Here is a 25,825-nt window from a genome sequence, read left to right on the forward strand (position 1 = left end):
TGATTTTCCATTAAGCAGGCGGCTATACCGCAGCGGACATTCCGCCATCAACAAACAACAGATGACCATTAACAAAATCCGATGCCTTTGATGACAAGAACACCGCAGCACCAATCAGCTCCTGTGGATCACCCCAGCGGGCAGCCGGAGTGCGTTTGGTCAGCCACGCGGTAAACTCCGCATTGTCCGCCAGGGCCTGGGTCATTTCCGTTTTGAAGTAGCCCGGAGCGATACCATTAACCTGAATGTTATAGCGCGCCAGCTCTACGCACATGCCGCGCGTCAACATTTTTACCGCCCCCTTTGAGGCGGCATACGGCGTGATGGTGTCACGGCCCAGTTCGCTCTGCATTGAGCCGATATTGATAATTTTTCCGCTTTGGCGCTGTACCATGTGGCGCGCCACGGCTTGTGAGACCATAAAGACCGCCTTTTGATTGACGGCAATAATGTCGTCCCAGTCTTTTTCCGGGAACTCGGTAAACGGGTGACGGCGCTGGATACCGGCATTGTTGATCAGCACATCAATGCCGCCACTTTCCGCCTCAATCCGTTCAATCCGTTCAATCCGTTCAATCGAGGCATGAATAGCCTGAGAGTCGGTCACGTCAAAGGCCGCTGCATCGGCACGGAAACCTTCACGTCGCAACGCATCAACGGCACGCTGCGCATTTTCCTGAGTGGTCGCATTGACCAAAATATGGGCACCATACTGTGCCAGCCCGCGAGCCAGCAGAAAGCCAATGCCTCGAGAAGCGCCGGTAATCAGTATTTTTTTATTATCCAGTGAAAACAAGTTGTTCATAACGTACCCCGGCCATGTCATTCAGAGAGAACAGGCGCCTATCACAACGGATTGCCGCTAGCAAAAACGTGATAGAGATCACTTAAAACGGTGTTACTAAAACCTGTTACCTTTAACGTGAAGCCACGCATTGCGCTGCGAAAACAAATTAATATAGTTCATTGAAAAATATAGTTTTTATACTTTTCAGCGTTGATTGTTATCACCAGATCGATTTGTTAACATGACATCATACGGGCTATTTCCGCCCCCAGCTAAGGCCTCAGAATGAAGAACCAACGCGTCACGCTGCAGGATATTGCACTGCTCGCCGGTGTGACAAAAATGACCGTCAGCCGCTATCTGCGCACACCAGAAAAAGTGGCAGCAGAGACCGCCGCGAAAATTGCCCAAGTGATGAAAGAGGTTAATTTCACCGACAGCGATGAAGCCCGCTCAACTCAAAAACCGCGAATTGGCGTCCTGATCCCTTCGTTCAACAATCAAATTTTTGCCGACCTGTTAGCGGGTATCGAATCCATCACGCTGGAGCACGGCTATCAGACCCTGGTGGTGAACTATGACTACAGTCGCCAACGTGAGGAAGAACATATTGTCCAACTGCTGGCCTACCCAATCGCAGGGCTGATTCTCACTGATTCAGAGCACACACTGCGGGCAGAGAAATACTTGGCGGCAGCAAAAATCCCGGTAGCGCAGGTGATGGATCTGGATGCACCGGAGGGACGAATTACCGTAGGGTTTGATAACTATCAGGCAGGTTATGACATGACCGAAGCGCTGCTTGCCAGCGGCAAACGTCAGGTGGTTTATTTTGGCGCCATGTCTGATGCACGCGATAACAAACGTTTTCAAGGCTATTGCCGGGCGATGGAGAACCAAGGGTTAACACCGCGTCAAATCACACCGCATCGGGTGTCGTCGGTCAGTGTGGGTTCCGATATGCTGGCAATGGCCCGTCAACTTTACCCTGATTTGGACGGCATCTTGTGCACCAATGACGATCTGGCGGTTGGCGTGTTGCAGGCGTGTCTGCGGCTCGGGTTAAAGGTTCCACATGACATCGCTCTGTCAGGTTTTCACGGTTTAGATATCGGCAAAGCCACTACGCCGGGCATTGCCAGCGTGATTACACCAAGGTTTGATATGGGTAAGGTCGCTACTGAGATCTTGCTCAAGCGCATAAAAGGGCTGCCCTGTATTGAGCGCGTAGACCTTCACTACCGCATTTCACTCGGCGGTACCATTTGAATTAGCGGTTAACATTCTCGGTAACAATAGCGGCCGTTTTGGTTTTCTCATTGCGCGCTGCTAACCACAGGCCGCTGTTTTTCATCGCGTAACCGAACACCAGCCCGACCAGCAAAGACAACGTCACCAACGGCCAATCACCGCCGCCGGCAAAGGTCGCACAAGCGCCAATAAAAGTGCCAGGTACAAACCCCAGCCACTGTTGCTTTGCCTGGATACACATCAAAAAAGCCACCACACCGGTCAGCAGATAACCGAGCATACTCCAGCCTGGAGCCAGTTCACTGCCGTGAATGATCGTCATAGCCCAAAATACCCCACTGCAACTGGTCAGTGTGCTGATCAACAACCCTTTCAGTCCCCCTTGCGGGCACGCGAAATAGGCCGTACAGCCGAGAAAACCGGCCCAGCTGATCAACCCTAAGCTGACCGCAACCCACCCCCAAACACCAGAGAGGATCCCAGTAGTCAAAGCAATGGCAAAAATAACGTTCATAAACCGACCCGCTGAAAAGAAAGCGCGCAGTTTACGCGAAAACCGGCAAAAATATATGACGGCAATCACATAAAATATGTAATGAGAAAAATGGTAATTACAGAATTGAGGAATTTGTCACAAAAAAAACCAGCGTGACAAGCACGCTGGAAATGACACACAACAACACCAGGGAAATCGTTTACCAAGATTCACTCACGCCCAGATGAGAACAGGCGCTGAAATCTCAGCGCGGGAAGCCCGCGCGGGTCACCATGAGGCTCAAAATTAAGCACACCACGGCGCTGACCAGGAATAACAGGTTGACCGCCAAGTGCAGACTGGCATGGTCGATAACTACCCCCAACAGGATAGGGATCCAGTTGGCAATATAAGCAATAACATAAAACAGTGAAATCAGTCTTGCATGGCTTGCCTTCGGTGAAATCAGATTCACCAACGTGGCGCTGCCGACAAAGATAGCCCCGTAAGCATAACCCGCAATCACCATACCGGCACTGGCCAGACCCAACGAATGAATCTGTATCGCTTCGGCGAACACCACAACTGACAGCGCTTGCGCCAGGCAGCCAAACATCAGCGAGTGACGAGCATTAACGCGGCGGCTCAGGATCTGGCTAATACCGGCAATCACCAGATAAACCGCAATCACATACCCGTAAACACCCCGGCTGTGCATACCCAGCAGTTTTTCTGACACGCTCGGGCCAATCGCCAGAATGCTGGCGGCCACAGCCCAACAGATAAATAGCGCACCCGCACACAGAAAGAACTTACCACCTGTAGCACGCAAGCCATCTGCCAGCGAACTTTTTTCTATTGTAGCTCCGGTTTCTGCGGTGCCACTAACTGGCGCGACAGAAGCAGTAACGGGCCATTTCAGCATCACACCGAGCGCGGCGATGGCCGCTACCGCCATGATGATAATGAACGGCAATGACGTGGTATGGAACCCTGTTTGCAAGGCAATACCGCTGAAAATCGGCCCTAATGCCAGACCGGTGGTAAATGACAATGTCGCAATCAATGCCGCATTTTTACCGCCGTCTTTCGGCCCAAAACGCACCAGCGCAATATTGGCTGCCCCGGTCAGTGCTCCGGTGCCGATCCCGGCCAGCAGACGAGCCATAAACATCATCAGGAACGAATCGGCCATCGAAAATAATAAGGCCCCGGCCAGCACCACCAGCAGCGCAGGAACAATCATGCTGCGCAGGTCTTTCACCTTGCCGGCCATGTTGCCCACACCGAACAATGAAATCAGCACACCAGCAGCATAAGCACCATAAATGACAGTCAGACTGACCGAGCTTAATGCCAACTCATGTTGATAAAGCGGATAAAGCGGTGTCGGCGCACTGCTGTTGAGCAATGCGGACATTAATGCCAAGGCTAGAAACAGCAGGATGGCAAAATGTGACGCGCCCGAATTCGCTTTAGCTGCTTCATCAACAGCCACACCTTCAGACATTTTTCTCTCCCGAAACAATCTGGATAAACACATAGCCCTGAAAACCAAACTCATCAGGAAACGCGTTTATCATACCGTTCGGGTATAACCGTAAAAATAGCCAAGAATGCATCATAGTGATTCATTAATGCATTCGCGCTGGCAATACTCACTGTTCTTTATGAAAGAAACAGGCTGGCAGTGGTTACACAGCCTCCACTTTCTGGGCCTTCGCTGGAGCGCGTTTCAAAATAGCCAGCGTACCGGAAAGAATAATCAACGCCATGCCCCCGGCAGCAATGTAAGACAGCTTCTCGCCAAACAGCAGATAGCCAAGTAGCGTGGAAAAGATGATGGTGCTATAGGAAAGAATGCTGACAATCACCGCATTACCGCTGCCATAGGCACGAGTCATGGTGATTTGCCCCAGGCTGCCGAATACGCCGATGGCACAGACACACAATATCATCGCGCTATCCAAGGCGGTGAACCCCACCACTGACGTCATTACGCCACCGACCAATGTCCCCACCAGAGAGAAGTAAAATACCACTCGCAGCTCGGGTTCCCCACTGCGCACCAACTTGCCGACGTTAAAATAGGCCAATGCCGTAAGCAAGCCAGAAAGCAGGCCGATCAGGGTCGCCGCATACTCACCGTTTGGTGCATCAGGGCGCAATAACACCAGAATACCGATAAACCCCAGCAGTACTGAGAACAGCAGCTTTCCGGTTAACTGGCCTTTGGAAGTGACAAAGGCAATCGCCGATTGAAAAATCGGGTTGGTGTAACCCAACGTAGTGGCGGTGGCGATCGGCAGGTGGATCAGTGAATAGAAGCCGCAGTACATCGCCGCATTACCGATAGCCGCGCGTTTCATATGCAGGCCCAGATGCTGGGTACGAAAACCCAGATTTTTAACCTGAATCAGCGCGGCCACGATCAGGACGTTAATGACGGAGCGGTAAAAAATGATGTCGAAAAAGCCAACTTTGGCCGAAGCCAGTTTGATGCTGGCCCCCATCAGCGCAAAGAACCCGCTGGCGACAACCATCCACAAAGCAACCATGATTTCCTCAGAATGCTGCCCCAACGGGCGACAAAAATAAAACGGGGCGAATCTCTTCGCCCCCTACGGCAACAGCACCGCTGTGTGAAAGACGACTGGCTATTATTCGGCAGCTTTCACCGTCAAGGGCTTGTTATCGGCACAGGCGAAGAACACCAGCATTTCGGCCCCCTTATCACCGGAGACGCCCTGATGCACAATATCTACCGTGTCGGTAAAGGAGTCCCCCTGCTTAAAAGTGTGCTTCACACCCGTTTTCTTTACTGTCAGCGAGACGCTGCCGCCCGTCATATAGACTGCGCTGATGCACGGATGAGTATGCCAGGCGAGCACCTTGTTCGGCTCAACGGTCACCTTCAACATGGTGATCTGCGGAGCGCCGGCAGGATAATGCTGGTACGGCGAACCCTCCCACGACGTCTCTGTTTTCAGAAGAGTCTCTTTGGTAATGCCTTCACCGTGATCGTCCGCGGCCTGTGCATAGCCGTGAAATGCCATCATTAATGCCAGAAGTGTCAGTTTATACATCGTTATCGCTCCATGACTACTGTAAGTAAAATAGAATGGCGTGATACAAAGGACAATAATGACGGCTCCCGGATTAACAGGGCTACGCCCTTACACGCCTTTGATACGCTGCTCGTATTCTACGATGCTCTCGGCATAGTATCGATTAGGCGCCACATGATTTCCCACCAACACTTCTATCAGGAACGGGCCGTCGTGTTCGGCCGCTGCAACCAGCGCGTCATCCAATTCCTCCAGCGTTGCCGCTTTGGCCGACGAGACGCCCAGGCTGTTGGCGAAGGCTTTCCAGTCGTGATTGGGCAGCGCAGTGTAATCCGCCGATACACCACGGTTTTGCAACGTGTCGATATGCATTGCACCGTGGGCACAGTTGTTCATCACCACAAAGGTCATTTTGACCTGATAACGAGCGGCCGTCTGAATTTCCATACCGTGCATCAGCATACAACCATCCCCCGTGACCACCACGCAATTACGGTGCGGAGCCGCCAGCTTGATGCCAATACCCGCACAAATCGCCCACCCCATCGGTGCCAACGAGCTTGAGGTATGGTAATCACCACGCCCACTCGCCAGCCAGTGGTGCGCCATAAAGATACGGTGTGCGCCAGAGTCGACCACGACGTTCGTGTCTTGATCCATATGGCGACGAATGCGTTTGATGGCATCACCGGGGTACATGTTTGCCTCACCCACCGCAAGACGCGCTTGCAAATCTGGGCGCTGTTGCTCCAACGGTAACTGACACACCTGCTCAAGCCAGACATCGCGCAGCACTTTGATATCGGCCAGATGCGTATCTTCGTCATTGACCGCATCCAACAGGTGTTGTAATGCCCCCGTCAGGCTAGAGAAAATCTGCATATCCGGCTGGTAGTGCGAACTGACCTTGTCAAAATCTTCATCGATCACCACCAGCGTTTTCGTGCCATGTAACCGTGAGTTCCAGTTCAGGCTATCGCGCTGGCTGAGATCGCAACCCAATACCAGCAGCACATCAACGTCATCACCATTGATGGTCTCTACTGCCCGGGTGTGGCCGGCGAAGCCATACAGACCCAGTGCCAGCTCATGTCCCTCAGGGAAAGCCCCCTTTCCTGATAGCGTCGTGGCGACCGGCAAGCGGTACTTCTCCGCCAGACGCAGCAATAAGGCTGCATCCTGCGGGTTGTTCATGCGGTTACCGACCAGGCAAGCAACCTTTAACCCACGCAACAGATAATCATCCAGCACCTGATCCAGCCCCTGCTGATCGATTGCCGCTTCACGGCACTGTGGTGTTGTGCGTGGCGGGCTGGCATCATGATTACCGGCAACCACTTTCTTTTGCATATCGACCGGCACGCTCAAATAAGCGCGGCCTTTGCGTTGGGTGTTCAGACACGACAAACTGCGCCGCAGCTCGTGTTGCAATGTAAGGTTGTTTTTCACTTCTATGGCGGCGGATAGCAATGGCTTGACGATAGTCAGCTCATCGATGCCGCTATTGCTGCCATCCTGGAAAGCACCTTGCGCTTCATGATACGTGGCGATACCGCCGGCCAGATACAGCACCGGGATTTTATCAGCCTGTGCGGCGGCCATCGCCGGCAAAAAATTCATGGTGCCGGGGCCGGAGATACCCAGGCAAACGCCAAATTTGCGGTTAGCACGGGCGTAACCGTCCGCCATAAAACCACAGGCGGTTTCATGAGCACCGACGATGCCGGTGATGCCTGAATGTTCAATGGATTTAATCAGTGGGTACACCAGCTTGCCGGGTACCAGAAATATGTGCTGAATGCCGCGGGCTTCAATACCCTGGATAATCACATCAGCATTACTTTGTGTTGCCGCTTTCGCGCCGGGTGTCGCAATAACCCTAACACCATCCGCAGTCGCCAGGGCAACAGGGGTGTATAACTTCTCTGCGTGAGACTCCATTTTTAATGTCCAGTCGTGGTGGGTCAACCTGATATAGAGTCGATCCCACCAGGCGATTAGCCACAGAGACAGGCTCTCATGCGTATCTGCTTACGCGTTTAAGGTAACATTGGCACAAAATGTGCGCCAGATCACAGCATAAACGTTGATAAGCATAAAGATTGTCGGGTAAAAATAAAGATGCAAAAGTGCTTCACGTTGATGCATTTATTCATATCCTGAAACATAATAAATAATTATGATACGTGGGCCTCATTTGCAGCCTGAACCAGAGCCTGTACGGTTGCGCAAGAATGAACACTGACAAGACCGATAAGCCTGTACAAAGGAAATGGCATGATGAATTGGGATGACGCACGCTTCTTCCTGGCGGTCGCGCGCTGCGGCACTTTACGAAAAGCCGCCAATGAACTACACGTCGATCAGGCCACCGTCGGGCGGCGCATTACCGCGTTTGAAGAGAGCTTGGGCTCCAAGCTGTTTATCCGCACGCCAAAATCCTTTTCCCTCAGTCCATTGGGTGAAGAAATGCTGGCCGACGTGATGAATATGGAAAACGCAGTACAAGCGATTGGCCGCAAAGCCACCAGTGGTGACGACAGCCTGTGCGGCAATGTGCGCATTGCCACGACGGATACCATGGCTGAAGCCTTTGTCATCCCGGCGTTGAAAGCGCTGCGGGAGCAACACCCGTTAATTACGGTTACGATGCTGACAGCGGTGAATATCTCTGACATTTCTTATCGCGGTGCCGATTTAGCAATCCGGGGTGCGCGGCCAGAATCCGACGAACTCATTATCAAGCGCATGGCCACCATCGAAATGGGGCTGTATGCAACGCAGGATTACCTCGACAAACACGGTATGCCGACCAAAGGCGACCATCTGCGCGGTCACGACCTGCTGATGTTCCCACGCGAACTGGTACCACGACACTGGAACGACTTCTGTGGCGAAGCGCTGATCGACCCTAACGTGGTGCTTCAGTGCAATTCACAGCTGCTTCTGCGTTCGGCAACGCGTAACGGTTTGGGGATCGGCCTGCTGTCTTCCTTCCTGGCGGATAAAGATCCGGACCTGGTGCGCATCTTCCCAGAGAATAAAGACTGGGTAGATATTTGGTTGGTGCTGCACCCTGATCTGCAACGTGCGGCGCGCGTGCGTGCTGTGGTACAGGTTCTGGAAGAGTCGTTTAAAAACAACCCCGGCTGATCCCTCACCTTATGCCCCCCGCCCCATAAAAAAAGGTCGCCGAAGCGACCTTTTTTACTGCCTTGATGCCTATCAGAACATCGGCTGTGCCATCTGCACCAGCGTAATCAGCGGCTGTGGATAAACACCCAACAGCAGCACCAACGCGGCGGAAATCAGCACAACAACACCACCCGCGGTCAACGCCCAGTTATTTGGGGTATCACGCTGCAATGCTTCCGGTGCACTGAGGAACAGGCTGACGGTCACACGCAGGTAGTAGTACAAACCAATGGCACTGCCCAGCACCACTGCACCGGTCAACCACCACAGGTGAGCACTAACACCCATCGCGATAACAAAGAACTTACCGATAAAGCCCAGCGTCATCGGAATACCGGCCAGTGACAACATCATCACTGTCATGACCGCAGACAGGATTGGCTTATGCCAGAACAGACCACGGTAAGAGAACAGTGAATCGGCGTCCGGACCACGATACGGGCTAGACATCAGGCTGACCACACCGAACGCACCCAGGCTGCTGAACAGGTAACCTGCCAGGTAAACACCGGCGGTTTCCAGCGACAGTTGATGGGTTTGCACCGCAATCAACGCCACCAACAGATAACCCAGATGGGCGATCGACGAGTAACCCAGCAGACGCTTGATGTTGGTTTGGCTGATGGCCATCAGGTTGCCGAACAGAATCGAACAGACTGCAATGATTGCCAGCACCATACGCAACGCTTCGTTATCGGCGGCTGGTGCATACAGGAACAAACGCATCACTACGGCGAAGATCGCAATCTTGCTGGCGGTCGCCAGGAAGGTTGAAACCGGCGCAGGTGCACCCTGATACACATCCGGTGTCCACAGTTGGAACGGCACCAGTGACAGCTTGAAGCCCAAGCCAACAATCATCATGCCCATACCCGCCAGGATCAGCGGCTGGTGCATCATATTTTCTTGCAGGCTTTTACCCAGGCCGGCCAGTGACAGATCGCCAGACTCGGCATACAGCAGCGCCATACCAAACAGCAGGAATGATGATGCCGCAGCAGACAACAGCATGTACTTGATAGCCGCTTCCAGAGGACGCTTCTGGCGGTAGGCATAACCCACCAGACCAAATAGCGGCAACGAGATCAGTTCAATACCGAGGAACAACGATGCCAAATGGTTGGCGCTCGCCAGCAGAATGCCACCCAGGGTAGCAATCAGCACCAGCAGGTAGAATTCTTCACGGTTATCTGGGTAACCCACCAGCCAAGGATAGGCAAAGGTACAGGTCGCCAGACTCGCCAGTATCACCAGTCCGGTATAGAACATCGAGTAGCCGTCAACCCGCAGCAGCGGGGTGACGTCCATTGGGCCAGCCTGGCCGACAAAGTACAGCGAAAGCAGCGCCAGGTTTAGACCGATCACGGTTAGGGTGGCGTTGATAAAGTGGTCGCGTCGCCACGCAATGCCTAGCATCACAACCACCACCGTCAATCCGACGATCAACAGTGGTAGCAATGCGATCAGTTGTTGAGGAGTTATTGTCATGGCGAATTACGGCCTTGTTGTTGAAATTGCTGAAACTGACGAACCAAACCAGTGTTGCACGTTGCTCATCGCCGCATGAGAAGTGTCCAGAATCGGCTGCGGGTAAACCCCCAGCAGAACCAGCAACACCACCAGTAACAGGATGATGAACAGCTCACGCGCGGTCATGCCCGGCAAGGGTTGGTCAGACTTGGCTTTGCCGTAGTAGGCACGCTGCATCATGATCAACGAATAGACCGAAGCAAACACCAGACCGAAGGTAGAAATCACGGTGATCACCGGCACAACCTGATAGCTGCCGAACAGGATCATGAATTCACCGACGAAGTTACCGGTACCCGGCATCCCCAGGGTCGCCACCGCGAAGAACAGTGACAAAGCAGGAATGTATTTAATACGTCCCCACAAGCCCCCCATCTCACGCATGTCACGAGTGTGCAGACGTTCGTACAGCTGACCACAGATGATGAACATACCGGCCGCAGACAGGCCGTGTGCAATCATCTGAATCACCGCGCCTTGGTAAGCCAGTTGGCTGCCCGTGTAGATGGCAATCAGTACGAAGCCCATATGGGAAACTGAAGTGTAAGCAATCAAACGCTTGATATCGGTCTGTGCAAACGCCATCCAGGCACCGTAGAAGATACCGACCACACCCAACCACATCGCGATTGGTGCAAACTCATGTGACGCTTCAGGGAACAACGGCAGGCTGAAACGCAACAGACCGTAGGCCGCTGTTTTCAGCAAGATCCCCGCCAGGTCCACAGAACCTGCGGTTGGTGCCTGGCTATGCGCATCTGGCAACCAACCGTGCAATGGCACCACCGGCATTTTCACTGCGAATGCGATGAAGAAGCCCAGCATCAGCAGGTATTGCACGTTATGTGACATTGGCGTTTGCAGCAGGTCTTCGTAATCGAAGGTCCACACGCCGGTCGCGTTATAGTGCACGAACACCAGGCCCATAATGGCAATCAACATCACCAGACCACTGGCCTGGGTATAGATGAAGAACTTGGTAGCCGCAGTAATACGGGTCTTCCCGTCCGACGCCTTGTGACCCCAGAGTGCAATCAGGAAGTACATCGGCACCAACATCATTTCCCAGAAGAAGAAGAACAGGAACATGTCGATGGCGAGGAACACGCCGATTACCCCACCCAGGATCCACAGCAGGTTCAGGTGGAAGAAGCCCTGATATTTCTGAATTTCACGCCAGGAACAAAGAATTGCCAGCACGCCCAGCAGGCCGGTCAGCACCACCATCAGCAGTGACAAGCCGTCCAGCGCCAGGTGGATGGAAATACCAAAGCGTGGGATCCACGGCAGCAGGAATTCAGACTGCCACTGCGGAATGCCTTTCGGCGTAGTCAATGTGTAGCCACCCTGCATCCACAGATACAGAGAAAGCGCCAATGTCAGCCCCATTGCGATTAATGCAATCCAGCGCGGCACCTTAGTACCGAAGCGCTCAAACTGCCAGCACAGCAGACCGCCAATAAAGGGGATAAGAATTAGCCAAGGTAATAGCATGGCGTTTTGTGTCCCTTATACGAATAATTTCAAACTTTGTACGTAGCGCCTGCCCTGCAGGCGCTACGCCCGAAAAATGCGTCTGTTTAAATTATTCAATTAAACCAGAATCAACAGAGCCAATACGACCACTGCACCCACACCCATAGACGCTATATACCAACGCACCTGACCGTTCTCACTCACTGTCAGACCTCGGTTCCCCCAGCGGGAGAAGATGGCCGGCAGGTTCATCATCGAGTTCAGCGGATCACGTTGCAGCAACTTCGCAATACCCAGGTACGGCTTGACGAACACTTTGTCGTACAGCCAGTCGAAGCCCCAGGCATGGAACCACCAGGTCGAGAAGAAACGCCCTGGCGCGCTCTTGGCGATACGTGTAACCAGGCTACGTTTGCCCAACCACAGTGCCGCCGCCAGCAGAATGCCGACAATAGCCACTACGCCGGAGGTAATCTCCAGTTGCAGCACGCTACCGTGTGCCAACTCGGTGGTATCTGGCAGTACCCCCTGCAATGGCGGAACAATCATCGCGCCAACGAAGGTGGACAGCACCAGCAGAACCAACAGTGGCAGGTGGTGAGTGATGCCTTTACCGGCATGCGCTTTGATTTTCTCTTCGCCATGGAACACGATGAAAATCATACGGAAGGTATACAGTGAGGTCATGAACGCACCGACCAAACCAGCAATCATCAGGTTGATGTGACCGTTAGCCATCGCACCGGCCAAGATCTCATCCTTACTGAAGAAGCCAGCGGTGATCAGCGGCAGTGCCGACAGCGCAGCGCCACCCACCAGGAAGCAGACGTAGACCAGCGGAATGCTCTTGCGCAGGCCACCCATCTTGAAGATGTTCTGCTCGTGATGACAGGCCAGGATAACCGAACCGGAGGACAGGAACAGTAACGCCTTGAAGAACGCATGGGTCATCAGGTGGAAGATAGCCGCATCCCACGCCTGTACGCCCAACGCCAGGAACATGTAACCAATCTGGCTCATGGTGGAGTAGGCAAGCACGCGCTTGATATCGGTTTGCACCAGCGCGGCAAAGCCCGCCAGTACCAAAGTTACTGCCCCGATAATCCCCACCAGATGCAGTACTTCCGGCGCCATCAGGAACAGGCCGTGAGTACGTGCAATCAGGTAAACGCCCGCGGTCACCATGGTTGCAGCGTGGATCAATGCTGAAACCGGTGTTGGACCCGCCATCGCGTCCGCCAACCAGGTCTGCAACGGCAGCTGCGCCGATTTACCGACCGCGCCGCCCAGCAACATCAGGGTAGCCCAGGTGATCGCCGTATCGCCGATCGCCAGTTTTTGCGGTGCCAGGATCATCAGTTCACGGATGTTCAGCGTACCCAACTCGTTGTAGAGAATGAACAGCGCAAATGCCAGGAACACATCACCGACGCGAGTCACGATAAAGGCTTTCATCGCTGCCGCACCGTTGGCCGGATCTTTATAGTAGAAACCGATCAACAGGTAGCTGCACAGGCCCACGCCTTCCCAACCCAGGTACAGCAGCAACAGGTTGTCTGCCAGAACCAATACCACCATGCTGGCGATAAACAGGTTGGTGTAAGCGAAGAAGCGTGAGTAGCCCTCTTCACCGCGCATGTACCAGGACGCGAACATGTGGATGAAGAAGCCCACACCGGTAACCACTGACAGCATGGTCAACGACAGGCCGTCCAACGTCAGCGTCACACCAATATTGAAGTTACCGACGGTCATCCAGTTCCACAGGCTTTGTTCAAACAGCTGCACGCCAGTGGCTTTCTGGGCGAAGAAATCCATCGCCACATACACCGTGACCAGTGCCGCCAGGCCAATAGAGCCTACGCCGACGGTTGCCGAGGTGTTCTCAGACCAACGACCGCGGGAAAATGCCAACAGCAGGAACCCGATCAGCGGTAGCAGAATAGTTAAATATAATAGGTTCATCCGCGCATCTCACTGACAGTATCAATATTCAGGGTATGACGACGACGGTAGAGCTGTAGCAGCAACGCCAGACCGATACTGGCCTCGGCTGCCGCCAGGCTGATCGCCAGGATATACATCACCTGCCCGTCTGGTTGGCCCCAGTAGCTACCCGCGACGATAAACGCCAATGCCGCAGCATTGATCATCACTTCCAGACTGATCAGCATAAACAGCAGGTTGCGACGAACCAGTAACCCGGTCAGACCCAGGACGAACAGAATCGCCGCCAGGATCAGGCCATGTTGAAGAGGGATCATGCTTGCTCCTCCGATTTTCTTCTCGCCATTTCGCTACTGGCCGGGGCGTTGCTCAACACCTCACCCGGTTTGTGCTCACGACCAATGTGGAAGGCAACAACCAGACCAGCCAACAGCAGCATTGAAGCCAGCTCGACCGCCAGAACGTAAGGGCCAAACAGGCTGATCCCTACCGCTTTAGCGTCAACCATATCACCGCTGATGCCCTGATCGGACACGCTGCGGATAGCGACAATCAGTACCGCTAATAGCGCCAGCGACAACAGGCCCGGGCCAATCCACACCGACGGCTTCAGCCAATCACGCTCTTGCTGCTGCACCGCGTTGCCGAGGTTCAGCATCATCACCACGAACACGAACAACACCATGATGGCGCCTGCGTAAACGATGATTTCCAGTGCCGCGGCGAAGTACGCGCCGAGTGAGAAAAAGACTGCAGAGATCGCCAATAACGAGACGATCAGATACAGCAACGCATGCACAGGGTTGGTATGCGAGATCACGCGAATTGTCGCGACCACCGCAATCAAACCTGCCAGATAAAAGGCAATTTCCATGCTTGCTGGCTCCTTAAGGCAACAGACCTTTGACGTCGATCGGTTTGGCTTCGTTTTCGGCTTCGCCCTTGGCTTTGCCGTCAATCGCCATACCGGCCATCCGGTAGAAGTTATATTCCGGATATTTACCCGGCCCCGAGATCAACAGATCTTCTTTTTCGTACACCAGATCCTGGCGCTTGAACTCACCCATTTCGAAATCCGGCGTCAACTGGATCGCGGTAGTCGGGCAAGCCTCTTCGCACAGGCCGCAGAAAATGCAGCGCGAGAAGTTGATGCGGAAGAACTCCGGGTACCAGCGGCCGTCTTTCTGTTCTGCTTTTTGCAGCGAGATACAGCCCACCGGGCAAGCAACCGCACACAGGTTACAAGCCACACAGCGTTCTTCACCGTCAGGATCGCGCGTCAGCACAATACGACCACGGTAACGCGGCGGCAGGTAAACCGGTTCTTCCGGATACATCTGGGTTTCGCGCTTGGCGAAGGCATGCAAGCCTATCATCCAAATGCTGCGCACCTGGGTGCCGAAACCAACCAATAACTCTTTCAATGTCATGGTTTATTCACCCCTTATTGAGCGTTGTACAAAATGACTGCGGCAGTCGCCAGCAGGTTCAGCAGCGTCAGCGGCAGACACACTTTCCAGCCGAAGGCCATCACCTGGTCATAGCGCGGACGTGGCAGAGCAGCACGAATCAGAATAAACATCATCATGAAGAAAGCCGTTTTCAGCGCGAACCAGATGAATGGCGGCAGGAATGGACCCTGCCAGCCACCGAAGAACAACGTCACAATCAGGGCAGAAACGGTGACGATACCGATGTACTCACCCACAAAGAACAGACCGAATTTCATACCGGAATATTCAATGTGGTAACCGTCAGCCAGTTCCTGCTCGGCTTCTGGTTGGTCAAACGGATGGCGGTGGCACACCGCAACACCGGCAATCGCAAAGGTAACAAAACCAAAGAATTGCGGGATAACGTTCCACAGATGCGCCTGAGATTCAACGATGGTTTGCATGTTGAAGGAGTCTGCCTGCGCCACCACGCCCATCAGCGACAGGCCGATGAACACTTCATAGCTCAGGGTTTGCGCGGAAGCACGCATCGCCCCCAACAGCGAGTATTTGTTGTTGCTCGACCAGCCGGCGAACAGCACGGCGTATACCGCCAGGCCAGCCATCATCAGGAAGAACAAAATACCGATATTGAGGTCGGACACTGCCCAGGTCGGACTGACCGGAACAATGGCAAATGCCAGCAACAGGGAAGTAAAGGCGATCATCGGCGCCAGGGTAAAGATCACCCGGTCGGAGAATTTCGGTACCCAGTCTTCCTTGAAGAACATTTTGATCATGTCGGCGACCAGCTGCAGCGAGCCACCCCAGCCGACACGGTTTGGTCCATAACGGTTCTGGAACAAACCGAGCAAACGGCGTTCGCCGAAGCTCATGAATGCCCCACAGCTCACTACGACCAGCAGGATCACTACCGCTTTAAGAATGGCAATCAGAATGTCGATCACCTCAGGGGTAAACCAGCTCATCGTGTCGCCTCCCGCAGATTTTCAACCGTCGCACCCACCAATACTGGCGGGATCCCAGGCAAACCAAGCGGTAAACCCACCTGTCCCTGGGTCAGGGTTTCACTCAGGCGTACTGGCAGACGCAGCGTCTGACCTGCACAGCTGAATTCCACCAGCGCACCGGCATTAACGCCAAGCGCAGCAGCATCCGCCGGGTTCACCATGACATAAGCATCCGGCATACGTTGCTGGATCACACCAGAACGCTGTGACATTTCATCACTGCCGAATAAATGGTAATACGGCGCAACACGCCAGCCTTGCTCATGACCAAAGGCGGCAGGCACGTTGGTAAAGTAATCCAGCTTGCCCTCCCCTGCTTCAATCAGACGCACACCCGGATCGCCATGACGCAACTTGCCACCCACTTCGGCCTGGAACTTGTTCCATGCTTGCGGTGAGTTCCAACCTGGTGCCCATGCGAATGGGATCTGCTGACGGTCGGCCAGCGGGCTGTTGTTCCCTTCCATGGAGAAGGCGAACATGGTGTCTTTATCCTGTGGCTGACGCGGTTCATGTACGCTGATATTAGCGCGCATGGCCGTACGGCCGCTGGAGCGAATCGGAGAACGCGCCAGTTTCTGACCACGAATACGGAAGCTCGCATCTGGTGCTGCGTCGACGATGCCCTGCAGTTGCGGCAATGCTTTGACACAGGCGGCGATCACGTCGTCGAGCTGCGTCCAATCCACGTGGCGACTGGTGTAGGTGGAATGCAGCGAGTGCATCCAGCGCCAGCTTTCCAGCATCACGGTAAACTGATTCTTTTTAGCATCGTCGTAGTAGGCAGGATCGTAGACCTGGAAGAAGCGCTGTGCGCGGCCTTCCTGGTTGACCAACGTACCGTCACTCTCGGCAAAACTTGCCGCAGACAGGATCAGGTTAGCCTTTTCCATCACGGCAGTGCGTTGATGGTCCGCTACAATCAGGTTGCTGACCTTGGCCAGCGCCGCGTCCACTTTCCCCGCAGGCGCATGCCGGTAGAGATCGTTTTCCATGACGATAGCAGTATCGGCGTCGCCGTTTTCCAACTGCGTCAAAGCCTGATCAAGTGAACCGCCGCCGATCATCGACAAACCGAGGCTGTTGGCAGCACTGGCTACGAAGGTGATACCCACGTCAGAACCGCGATCCTTCAGCGCTTTGGCGATGTTAGCCGCCGCTTCGATGATGGCTTCGCTACCGGCGTTGCTGCCGGTGATGATCAACGGTTTACGCGCATCAGTCAGCGCCTGCACGATGATGTCGACTTTCTTGTTCAGGCCGCCAGCCAAATCGCTGACCGCCGGTGCCGCATTGTCCAGCGCATGGGCAATAGCGAAACCGAAACGCGCCTGCTCATCCACCGGTGCACGGTAGTTCCATGCCGCGATGTCGTCCAAACGCGTGTCATCCACGTTGGTCACAAACAGCGGGTATTTCGCGTGTTGACCAATGTTTTGGATCGCCGCGATCTGCCAGTCGGCAACACGCTGGGCTGCCGCCATAGCACGAGCCTTGCCTTTCACCGCCTGACGTACCGACAGAGCTATACGCGCACCGGTTTGGGTGAGATCTTCACCTAACACCAATACCGCATCGTAGCCTTCGATTTCACGCAGTGCAGGCGTGTAAACGCCGCTGTTTTGCAGCACGTTCAGCATCAGGTTCAAACGACCCTGCTCTGCCTGCGAAATCCCGGTGTAGAAGTTCTCGGCACCGACCAGTTCGCGCAGTGCAAAGTTACTTTCCAGGCTGGCGCGCGGAGAGCCGATACCGATGGTTTTCTTCGCCTGACGCAGAATATCCGCCGCGCCTTGCATTGCCTGCTCGGCATTCAAGGTGATCCAGTCGTCACCACGCAGTTGCTGTGGCTGACGCGGACGATCTTTCTGGTTCACGTAGCCATAACCGAAGCGGCCGCGGTCACACAGGAAGTAATGGTTCACGCTGCCGTTATAACGGTTTTCGATACGACGCAGTTCGCCATAACGCTCACCCGGACTGGTGTTACAGCCGATGCTGCACTGCTGGCAGATGCTTGGCGCAAACTGCATGTCCCATTTACGGTTGTAGCGTTCGGAATGCGTTTTGTCGGTGAACACACCGGTCGGGCACACTTCTACCAGGTTACCGGAGAACTCGCTTTCCAGCGTACCGCTCTCGACACGACCAAAGTAGACATTGTCGTGTGCGCCGTACACACCGAAGTCAGTGCCGTCCGCATAATCCTTGTAATAGCGCACACAACGGTAACAGGCGATACAGCGGTTCATCTCGTGCGAGATAAACGGCCCTAACTCCTGGTTGTTATGGGTACGCTTACTGAAACGGTATTTACGGAAGCTGTGGCCGGTCATTACTGTCATATCCTGCAAATGACAGTTACCGCCTTCTTCACATACCGGACAGTCGTGTGGGTGGTTGGTCATCAACCACTCAACCACGCTTTCACGGAACTGTTTGGCTTCGCCATCGTCGATGGAAATAAAGGTCCCATCGGATGCCGGTGTCATACAAGACATCACCAAACGGCCACGCGTATCTTCCGCGTTTTGGTATTGCTTTACCGCACATTGGCGGCAAGCGCCGACGCTTCCCAGCGCCGGATGCCAGCAAAAGTAAGGAATATCGAGGCCGAGGGAGAGACAAGCCTGCAGCAGGTTGTCAGCACCATCTACGTCGTATTCTTTGCCGTCTACATGAATCGTAGCCATAGTCAGCATGCTTCCAAGTGGCCTGCCTCGCGGCAGGCGTTAATCAAAAATTCTGTATCCCTGCGTATTTCACCCTACAGCGTTGTTGGCTGCGTGTGCTCACCCCAGTGACTTACCGCGGTAAGCTCCAGGGGATTTCCCCACTTGCCGCCTGGCTGTCCGGCGAAATACTTTGGGCTAAAAGCGGGCTTACCAGCGTTGCTTCAGCAGATTATTGGCCTGAATACCGCCAATCGCATGCGCGTTGCTGAAGTGCTTCACTTTGATGCCCGCTTCGAACTCTTCACGGAAATATTTAATTGCGCTTTGCAGTGGCTCTACGGCACCTGGCGCATGTGCGCAGAAGGTTTTTCCTGGGCCAAGGGAACGGCACAGCTGCTCGAGGGTTTCGATATCCCCCGGTTGCCCTTCACCATTTTCCAATGCACGCAGGATCTTCACGCTCCACGGTAAGCCGTCACGGCATGGCGTACACCAGCCACAGGACTCACGTGCGAAGAACTCTTCAAGGTTACGCACCAACGGAACCATACCGATTTCGTGGTCCACCGCCATCGCCAACGCGGTGCCGAGACGGCTGCCGGCTTTACCGATGTTCTCGAAGTCCATCGGCAGATCAAGGTGATCAGCAGTCAGGAAGTCGGTTCCTGCACCGCCTGGCTGCCAGGCTTTAAAACGCAATCCGTCACGCATACCACCGGCGTAATCTTCCAGAATTTCACGCGCGGTGGTACCAAACGGCAGCTCCCAAACGCCTGGGTTTTTCACCCGGCCGGAGAAGCCCATCAGTTTGGTACCCGCGTCGTTACTCTTACCGGCGGAAATTCCCTTGTACCAGTCAATACCGTTCGCCAGGATCGCCGGAACGTTACACAGGGTTTCCACGTTATTCACGCAAGTCGGTTTGCCCCAAACACCGGAAGACGCCGGGAATGGTGGCTTGGAGCGTGGGTTGGCTCGACGGCCTTCCAGCGAGTTGATCAATGCGGTTTCTTCGCCGCAGATGTAACGACCAGCGCCAGTATGAACAATCAGCTCGAAGTCAAAGCCGCTGCCCATGATGTTCTTGCCCAAATAACCGGCTTCGGTGGCTTCGGCAATCGCACGGCGCAAATGCACCGCAGCTTCAATGTACTCACCGCGCAGGAAGATATAGCCACGGTAAGCCTTCAGCGCGAATGCAGAGATCAGCATGCCTTCCACCAACAGGTGCGGCAGTTGTTCCATCAGCAAACGGTCTTTATAGGTGCCCGGCTCCATTTCATCGGCGTTACACAGCAGGTAACGGATGTTCATGGATTCGTCTTTCGGCATCAGGCTCCACTTCAGGCCGGTGGAGAAACCTGCGCCGCCACGACCTTTCAACCCGGCGTCTTTTACCAGGGTGACGATCTCATCCGGGGCCAGGCCCCTAATGGCTTTTTCAGCGCCGGCGTAACCATTTTTGCTGCGGTATTCATCCAGCCACACAGGCTGTTTGTCGTCGCGCAGTCGCCAGGTCAGCGGGTGCATTTCGGGAGTGCGTACAATGTCTTTAATCATTGATACTGCTCCAGTAACGTCTCGATATCTTCAGGCTTCAGCTGACTGTGAGTGTCCTCATCAATCATCATGGTTGGCCCTTTATCGCAGTTGCCCAGGCAGCAGGTTGGCAGCAGAGTGAAGCGCCCATCAAAGGTAGTTTGACCGGGTTTGATGCTTAGCTTCTTCTCAATGGCGGCCTGAATGCCCTGATAACCGGTGATGTGACAAACAACGCTGTCACAATAACGGATCACGTGACGTCCTACTGGCTGACGGAAAATCTGGCTGTAGAACGTGGCCACGCCTTCTACGTCGCTGGCAGGAATGCCCAGCACTTCCGCGATGGCATAAATCGCACCGTCCGGAACCCAACCACGCTGCTTCTGCACAATTTTCAGTGCTTCAATGGAGGCGGCGCGTGGATCCTCGTAATGGTGCTTTTCGTGCTCGATCGCATCACGTTCTTCCGCGCTCAGCTCAAATGCATCAACGCCGCTCTGAGGAGCGGCCGCATTGATGGGTTCAAGCGCTTCGTTATTCGCGTGATTGTCTTTTTGATCATGCATAGTTAGCGGTCCACATCTGACATTACAAAATCGATACTACCCAGATAGACGATCAGGTCGGAGACCAGGCTGCCACGGATTACCGCTGGGATTTGCTGCAAATGCGCAAAGCTTGGCGTACGTACCCGGGTGCGGTAGCTCATGGTGCTGCCGTCGCTGGTCAGGTAGTAGCTGTTGATCCCTTTAGTGGCTTCAATCATCTGGAATGATTCGTTGGCTGGCATCACCGGGCCCCAGGAAACCTGCAGGAAGTGGGTGATCAGCGTTTCAATGTGCTGCAACGTGCGCTCTTTCGGCGGCGGTGTGGTCAGCGGGTGATCGGCCTTGAACGGGCCTTCCGGCATGTTGTTCAGGCACTGTTCGAGGATGCGCAGACTCTGACGCAGCTCTTCCACTTTTAACATCACACGGGTATAGCAGTCGCTGTTGCCGTCACCCACCGGAATTTCAAAATCGAAATTCTCGTAGCCAGAATATGGACGCCATTTACGCACGTCGAACTCGATACCGGTAGCGCGCAGACCCGCGCCAGTGACGCCCCACTCCAAGGCTTCTTTAGCATTGTAGGATGCAACACCGACAGAACGGCCTTTTAGGATGCTGTTCTTCAGTGCAGCCTTGACGTAAGAATCCAGACGTTTTGGCATCCACTCAAGGAACTCGCGCAGCAGACGATCCCAGCCGCGTGGCAGGTCGTGTGCAACACCGCCAATACGGAACCAGGCCGGGTGCATACGGAAACCGGTAATCGCTTCAACCAAATCGTAGATTTTCTGACGGTCGGTAAAGGCGAAGAACACCGGGGTCATTGCGCCGACGTCCTGAATAAAGGTACTGATGTACAGCAAGTGACTGTTGATGCGGAACAGTTCTGACAGCATCACGCGAATGGTGTCTACGCGATCCGGCACTTTGATACCTGCCAGTTTCTCAACCGCCAGCACATAAGGCATTTCGTTCACACAACCGCCGAGATACTCGATACGGTCGGTGTACGGAATGTAACTGTGCCAGGACTGACGTTCGCCCATTTTCTCGGCACCACGGTGGTGGTAACCAATATCTGGAACGCAATCGACGATCTCTTCGCCATCCAACTGCAGAATGATACGGAATGCACCGTGCGCAGACGGGTGGTTCGGACCGAGGTTAAGGAACATGAAGTCCTCGTTCTCGGTGCCGCGCTTCATGCCCCAATCTTCTGGCTTGAAGGTCAGCGCTTCCATTTCCAAATCTTCTTTCTGTTTGGTCAACACAAAAGGATCGAATTCGGTGGCGCGGGCCGGGTAGTCTTTACGCAGCGGGTGGCCTTCCCAGGTTTGCGGCATCATGATGCGCGTCAGGTGTGGGTGGCCGTCGAAGGTAATACCGAACATTTCCCAGGTTTCACGCTCATACCAGTTGGCATTCGGGAAGACCTTGGTTGCTGTGGGCACGTGCAAGTCTTTTTCAGACAGTGCCACTTTCAGCATGATATCGCGGTTACGTTCGATAGAAATCAGATGATAGAAAACAGAGAAATCCGCAGCAGGCAGGCCATCGCGGTGGGTTCGCAGACGCTCGTCCACGCCATGCAAATCGAACAGCATGACGTAAGGCTTCGGCTGTTTTCTTAAAAACGTCATTACTTCCAGTAACTGGTCAGGTTTGACCCATACCACGGGCATTCCGGTACGGGAGGGCTGAACAGTAAAGGCTTCCGGCCCAAAACGGTTGCGCAGTTCGCCAATAACCGGATCGTCAAGGTGATCCCGGGTTTGCCAAGAAGGCAAGGCGTCGTGCGTCGTTAAATCTGTCATAATTTTTTTTCACCACACTAAAGGGTTATTTCGCCGCAAGTTCACTTTTCGCTGTGTTAACCAATAGCGCACTAAGATGGACGTTAAATGAACGTCTTAAATCTCGTCAGGCGTCCGAAGGTTGGTCACCGCGATACGCTCGCCGTGTTTACGCTCTCTTTCAGACTGCATATTGGCGCGATAAACGCCCTGATCGCCGACAACCCAAGACAGAGGGCGGCGTTCTTTGCCAATAGATTCCTGTAGCAGCATCAGCGCTTGCATGTACGCTTCTGGACGCGGTGGGCAGCCAGGAATATACACGTCGACCGGAAGGAACTTGTCCACGCCCTGTACAACGGAATAGATGTCGTACATGCCGCCGGAGTTGGCGCAGGCGCCCATGGAGATCACCCATTTTGGCTCCAGCATCTGTTCATACAGGCGCTGAATGACCGGGGCCATTTTGGTGAAGCAAGTGCCGGCAACGACCATCAGGTCAGCCTGACGCGGTGAAGCACGCAATACTTCAGCACCAAAACGGGCCACATCGTGAACGGCGGTAAACGACGTCACCATCTCCACATAACAGCACGAAAGGCCGAAGTTATATGGCCAAATAGAGTTTTTACGCCCCCAGTTCACCATGTCATGCAATGCATGTTCGAGTTTACCCATGTAAACCGTGCGGTGAACCTGTTGGTCCAGAGGATCTGCGACGATCTCCTGTTTTTGCAGGGGGTAACGGTCGTTCTCACCGTTCGGGTCTATGCGGGTGAGCGTATAGTCCATCTTAATGCCTCGTTTTTAACCGACTACTGCGGATGACTGTTGGTGTTAGTGATCGTGCCTGGTTTACTCAGACGTTTGGAACGCGACGGTGTCCAGTCCAATGCGCCAATACGCACCAGATAAAACAGACCGGCCAATAGCACCAAAATGAAAATGGCGGCTTCGATAAAGCCAACCCAACCGCTCTCACGAATGGAGACCGACCAGGCGTACAGGTACAAGGCTTCAACATCGAAAATAACGAAGAACATGGCGACCAGGTAGAACTTGGCAGACAGACGCATACGCGCCGTGCCGACTGAGTCGATGCCTGATTCAAATGGGGTGTGTTTGGCGCGCGCGCGGGCTCTCCCGCCCAAGAAGAACGCACCCAGCAGCATTAAGCCGCAAAGCCCGATAGCCACGACAAGAAATACGGCGAACGCCCAGTGATGAGCGATAACTTCAGTGGTTGTTGACATACTCTATGCTTACTCATCAAAAGTGGCGTCGATCGCTCTGCTCTTGTATCTGGCAGTTAGTGCACCACATCGATTTAAGGGAAGGATAAATTAACCACACAAACAAACTGCTTTTACAGCGAGTTAGGCAGCGTTTTACTGTGGGCTTTTTACTCCTTTCTATAACCTTTTGTCAACTTTGACAAAAGTATCTACACACTAGTTTACATACATATCATTTAATTAACATTTCATGCGCCTGGCTTAGGCTAAATCGTGTCAGTTAATTGCTGTGTAGAAACAGATAGATATAAACCAACATGCACATTTCAGTTTTACTATACCATTGTCTCAGGAATCTCCTGTTCTTCCACTCACTACCTAGGGGTATTTTTTTGATCCAGGACACGTTTCCAGCATAAATCCTCAAAAAAAGTGTGGCCCTTTAATAAATTTTGTCAATTTCGGCGGTCAAACACGGCCGCGACAAATTACCAAAATAACCATATTGATTCCAGGCCTTTAGCGCCGCAATTATTCGTTCAAAAAATCATCGAAAGTCTTTTTTTTCGACTGATAACAGTTCTCACCTGCAAAATAAAACAACAGAAATAACCTTTTCAGGATTTAAATCAGGTTAATCGCTTATAAAGATAACTTTCCGTGATTTTAGGCCAAAAAAAACCTCCACCGAGGTGGAGGTTTTTCATTCGGATTAACGCGTTTTGGCGTTATTCCTCATCATCAACCAGACAAGCATCATCTTGCAGCGAAGCACCTGGCCCACTGAAGCTGTAGTTGCTATTGCCGTTCTGCATTGCGCTGAAAATTGCCATTGCCAGCTCGTTTGCGCACTTTGGATCCTTGCACAAGGCATATTGGGTATCCGGCAACGGTGGCAAGCCTTCTACCGCGCCTAATACCCGCAAGTCCGGGCTCATCATTTCGATTGGCCGAACAGTGATCCCCAGCCCTGCCTTGCACGCAGCACGAACGGCAGAGAGTGTTGACGCAACATAGGCGATTCGCCATGGAATCCCGGCATCATCCAGGTGTTTGATCGCCATTGCGCGGAACGGACTCGGTTCGTCCATCACCACCAACGGGATCGGTTCTCCAGCCTGAAAATAGTAATCCGCCGAGCAATACCACAGGGTTGGCGAAGTCCGCAACACAATGTGCGGGCGGTCTTCGGTAGCCATTGTGGTAATCGCCAGATCGACTTCACCGTTTTCCAGCATGTCGGTCATAAACGAACTAGGTTTCACCCGAACATCAATTGCCAGCTTTGGATACACTGACGTGACGCGGTTGAGGAGGAAAGGCAAAATGGTATCGGCGGTATCGTCAGAAGCACCGATAGTCAGAACACCCTTTATATTGTTGTACATCAGCGAAGTACAGGCTTCGTCGTTGAAGCGCAGGATTTTCCTGGCGTAGCCGAGAAGCTGTATACCGTGTTCGGTCAGTAATTTATTGCGCCCATGACGGGCAAACAACTCTTTGCCAACCAGTTGCTCTAACCGCTGCATTTGTTGACTGACGGCTGATTGGGTACGACAAACGGCAACTGCCGCCGCCGCAAAAGTATTCAAATCAGCAACAGCAACAAAGGTTCTAAGCAGATCGAGGTCGAGATTGAGTATCGGACGATTTGCAGTTGTCATAGTGTTTTCTTCACTTTTTGAATTCTAATTTACAAACTACCCTGGTGTATTTCTAAGACATCGTTTAAAAGGGACGATGCCAGACATGACAGTACCCCACTCATTAGTGGAGGGCAAAAAAATTACTTTTAATTCGTTACCTCTATCGCCTTTTAAAATGTGATCTATCGCA

Annotated in this window: 22 protein-coding genes; 2 read left to right on the top strand and 20 right to left on the bottom strand. The window is 53.4% G+C overall.

Annotated elements, in window-relative coordinates; translation table 11 throughout:
* Positions 1-22: 22 nt before the first annotated feature.
* Positions 23-805: a gluconate 5-dehydrogenase gene (gene idnO, locus SGBXF1_RS16630; RefSeq protein ID WP_186427211.1), complete on the bottom strand. Its 783-nt coding sequence runs from the start codon at positions 803-805 to the stop codon at positions 23-25.
* 267 nt (positions 806-1,072) lie between these two features.
* Here idnO and SGBXF1_RS16635 point away from each other — a divergent pair, with 267 nt between their 5' ends.
* Complete coding sequence (locus SGBXF1_RS16635; RefSeq protein ID WP_037420956.1) at positions 1,073-2,056, top strand: substrate-binding domain-containing protein; 984 nt, start codon at positions 1,073-1,075, stop codon at positions 2,054-2,056.
* A gap of 1 nt (position 2,057) precedes the next feature.
* Here the strand turns inward: SGBXF1_RS16635 and SGBXF1_RS16640 are convergent, their stop codons facing one another.
* The 5 genes from SGBXF1_RS16640 to SGBXF1_RS16660 form a co-directional block, all read right to left on the bottom strand.
* Positions 2,058-2,552 carry a DUF1097 domain-containing protein gene (locus tag SGBXF1_RS16640; RefSeq protein ID WP_037420959.1) on the bottom strand — a complete coding sequence of 165 codons (495 nt, stop codon included), beginning with the start codon at positions 2,550-2,552 and terminating at the stop codon, positions 2,058-2,060.
* A 226-nt stretch (positions 2,553-2,778) separates the two neighbouring features.
* Positions 2,779-4,023 (bottom strand): MFS transporter, encoded by a 1,245-nt coding sequence (locus tag SGBXF1_RS16645; RefSeq protein WP_037420962.1) that lies wholly within the window; start codon positions 4,021-4,023, stop codon positions 2,779-2,781.
* 184 nt (positions 4,024-4,207) lie between these two features.
* Positions 4,208-5,071, bottom strand: a complete 864-nt coding sequence (locus SGBXF1_RS16650; protein ID WP_186427212.1) for a DMT family transporter — start codon at positions 5,069-5,071, stop codon at positions 4,208-4,210.
* A gap of 102 nt (positions 5,072-5,173) precedes the next feature.
* Entirely contained in the window at positions 5,174-5,599 is a 426-nt protein-coding gene (locus SGBXF1_RS16655; RefSeq protein WP_037420966.1) for a cupin domain-containing protein, read from the bottom strand.
* Between the two features lie 90 nt (positions 5,600-5,689).
* A complete protein-coding gene (locus tag SGBXF1_RS16660; protein WP_037420967.1) occupies positions 5,690-7,522 on the bottom strand; it encodes a thiamine pyrophosphate-binding protein in 1,833 nt (610 codons plus the stop codon).
* A 336-nt stretch (positions 7,523-7,858) separates the two neighbouring features.
* Here SGBXF1_RS16660 and SGBXF1_RS16665 point away from each other — a divergent pair, with 336 nt between their 5' ends.
* Complete coding sequence (locus tag SGBXF1_RS16665) at positions 7,859-8,734, top strand: LysR family transcriptional regulator (RefSeq protein ID WP_037420969.1); 876 nt, start codon at positions 7,859-7,861, stop codon at positions 8,732-8,734.
* Between the two features lie 72 nt (positions 8,735-8,806).
* Here SGBXF1_RS16665 and nuoN read toward each other — a convergent pair whose 3' ends face one another.
* The 14 genes from nuoN to lrhA form a co-directional block, all read right to left on the bottom strand.
* Complete coding sequence (gene nuoN / locus SGBXF1_RS16670; RefSeq protein ID WP_037420972.1) at positions 8,807-10,264, bottom strand: NADH-quinone oxidoreductase subunit NuoN; 1,458 nt, start codon at positions 10,262-10,264, stop codon at positions 8,807-8,809.
* Between the two features lie 6 nt (positions 10,265-10,270).
* Complete coding sequence (nuoM, locus tag SGBXF1_RS16675; protein WP_037420975.1) at positions 10,271-11,800, bottom strand: NADH-quinone oxidoreductase subunit M; 1,530 nt, start codon at positions 11,798-11,800, stop codon at positions 10,271-10,273.
* A gap of 99 nt (positions 11,801-11,899) precedes the next feature.
* On the bottom strand, positions 11,900-13,747 hold the full coding sequence (gene nuoL, locus SGBXF1_RS16680) for an NADH-quinone oxidoreductase subunit L (RefSeq protein ID WP_037420978.1): 1,848 nt from the start codon (positions 13,745-13,747) through the stop codon (positions 11,900-11,902).
* A complete protein-coding gene (gene nuoK / locus SGBXF1_RS16685) occupies positions 13,744-14,046 on the bottom strand; it encodes an NADH-quinone oxidoreductase subunit NuoK (RefSeq protein WP_012146014.1) in 303 nt (100 codons plus the stop codon). The genes nuoL and nuoK overlap by 4 nt, the downstream gene beginning before the upstream one ends.
* A complete protein-coding gene (gene nuoJ / locus SGBXF1_RS16690) occupies positions 14,043-14,603 on the bottom strand; it encodes an NADH-quinone oxidoreductase subunit J (RefSeq protein ID WP_037420982.1) in 561 nt (186 codons plus the stop codon). Before nuoJ ends, nuoK begins: the two co-directional genes overlap by 4 nt.
* A gap of 13 nt (positions 14,604-14,616) precedes the next feature.
* On the bottom strand, positions 14,617-15,159 hold the full coding sequence (nuoI, locus tag SGBXF1_RS16695) for an NADH-quinone oxidoreductase subunit NuoI (protein ID WP_004947256.1): 543 nt from the start codon (positions 15,157-15,159) through the stop codon (positions 14,617-14,619).
* Between the two features lie 14 nt (positions 15,160-15,173).
* Positions 15,174-16,151, bottom strand: a complete 978-nt coding sequence (nuoH, locus tag SGBXF1_RS16700) for an NADH-quinone oxidoreductase subunit NuoH (RefSeq protein WP_037420984.1) — start codon at positions 16,149-16,151, stop codon at positions 15,174-15,176.
* Positions 16,148-18,886, bottom strand: coding sequence for an NADH-quinone oxidoreductase subunit NuoG (nuoG, locus tag SGBXF1_RS16705; protein ID WP_186427213.1), 2,739 nt, complete (start codon positions 18,884-18,886; stop codon positions 16,148-16,150). The genes nuoH and nuoG overlap by 4 nt, the downstream gene beginning before the upstream one ends.
* Positions 18,887-19,075: 189 nt before the next feature.
* The gene (nuoF, locus tag SGBXF1_RS16710; protein WP_186427214.1) at positions 19,076-20,428 is read right to left on the bottom strand and encodes an NADH-quinone oxidoreductase subunit NuoF; all 1,353 of its coding nucleotides are present in this window, start codon (positions 20,426-20,428) and stop codon (positions 19,076-19,078) included.
* Positions 20,425-20,976: an NADH-quinone oxidoreductase subunit NuoE gene (gene nuoE / locus SGBXF1_RS16715; RefSeq protein ID WP_104410952.1), complete on the bottom strand. Its 552-nt coding sequence runs from the start codon at positions 20,974-20,976 to the stop codon at positions 20,425-20,427. Before nuoE ends, nuoF begins: the two co-directional genes overlap by 4 nt.
* Positions 20,977-20,978: 2 nt before the next feature.
* A complete protein-coding gene (nuoC, locus tag SGBXF1_RS16720; RefSeq protein ID WP_037420988.1) occupies positions 20,979-22,775 on the bottom strand; it encodes an NADH-quinone oxidoreductase subunit C/D in 1,797 nt (598 codons plus the stop codon).
* 96 nt (positions 22,776-22,871) lie between these two features.
* On the bottom strand, positions 22,872-23,546 hold the full coding sequence (locus SGBXF1_RS16725) for a NuoB/complex I 20 kDa subunit family protein (protein ID WP_004947278.1): 675 nt from the start codon (positions 23,544-23,546) through the stop codon (positions 22,872-22,874).
* Positions 23,547-23,569: 23 nt separating this feature from the next.
* Positions 23,570-24,007, bottom strand: coding sequence for an NADH-quinone oxidoreductase subunit A (locus SGBXF1_RS16730; protein WP_037420994.1), 438 nt, complete (start codon positions 24,005-24,007; stop codon positions 23,570-23,572).
* A gap of 710 nt (positions 24,008-24,717) precedes the next feature.
* Entirely contained in the window at positions 24,718-25,653 is a 936-nt protein-coding gene (lrhA, locus tag SGBXF1_RS16735) for a transcriptional regulator LrhA (protein ID WP_037420997.1), read from the bottom strand.
* Positions 25,654-25,825: the final 172 nt, after the last annotated feature.

Origin of the sequence: Serratia grimesii, from assembly GCF_900186025.1 — a bacterium.
Taxonomy (GTDB): Bacteria; Pseudomonadota; Gammaproteobacteria; order Enterobacterales; family Enterobacteriaceae; genus Serratia; species Serratia grimesii.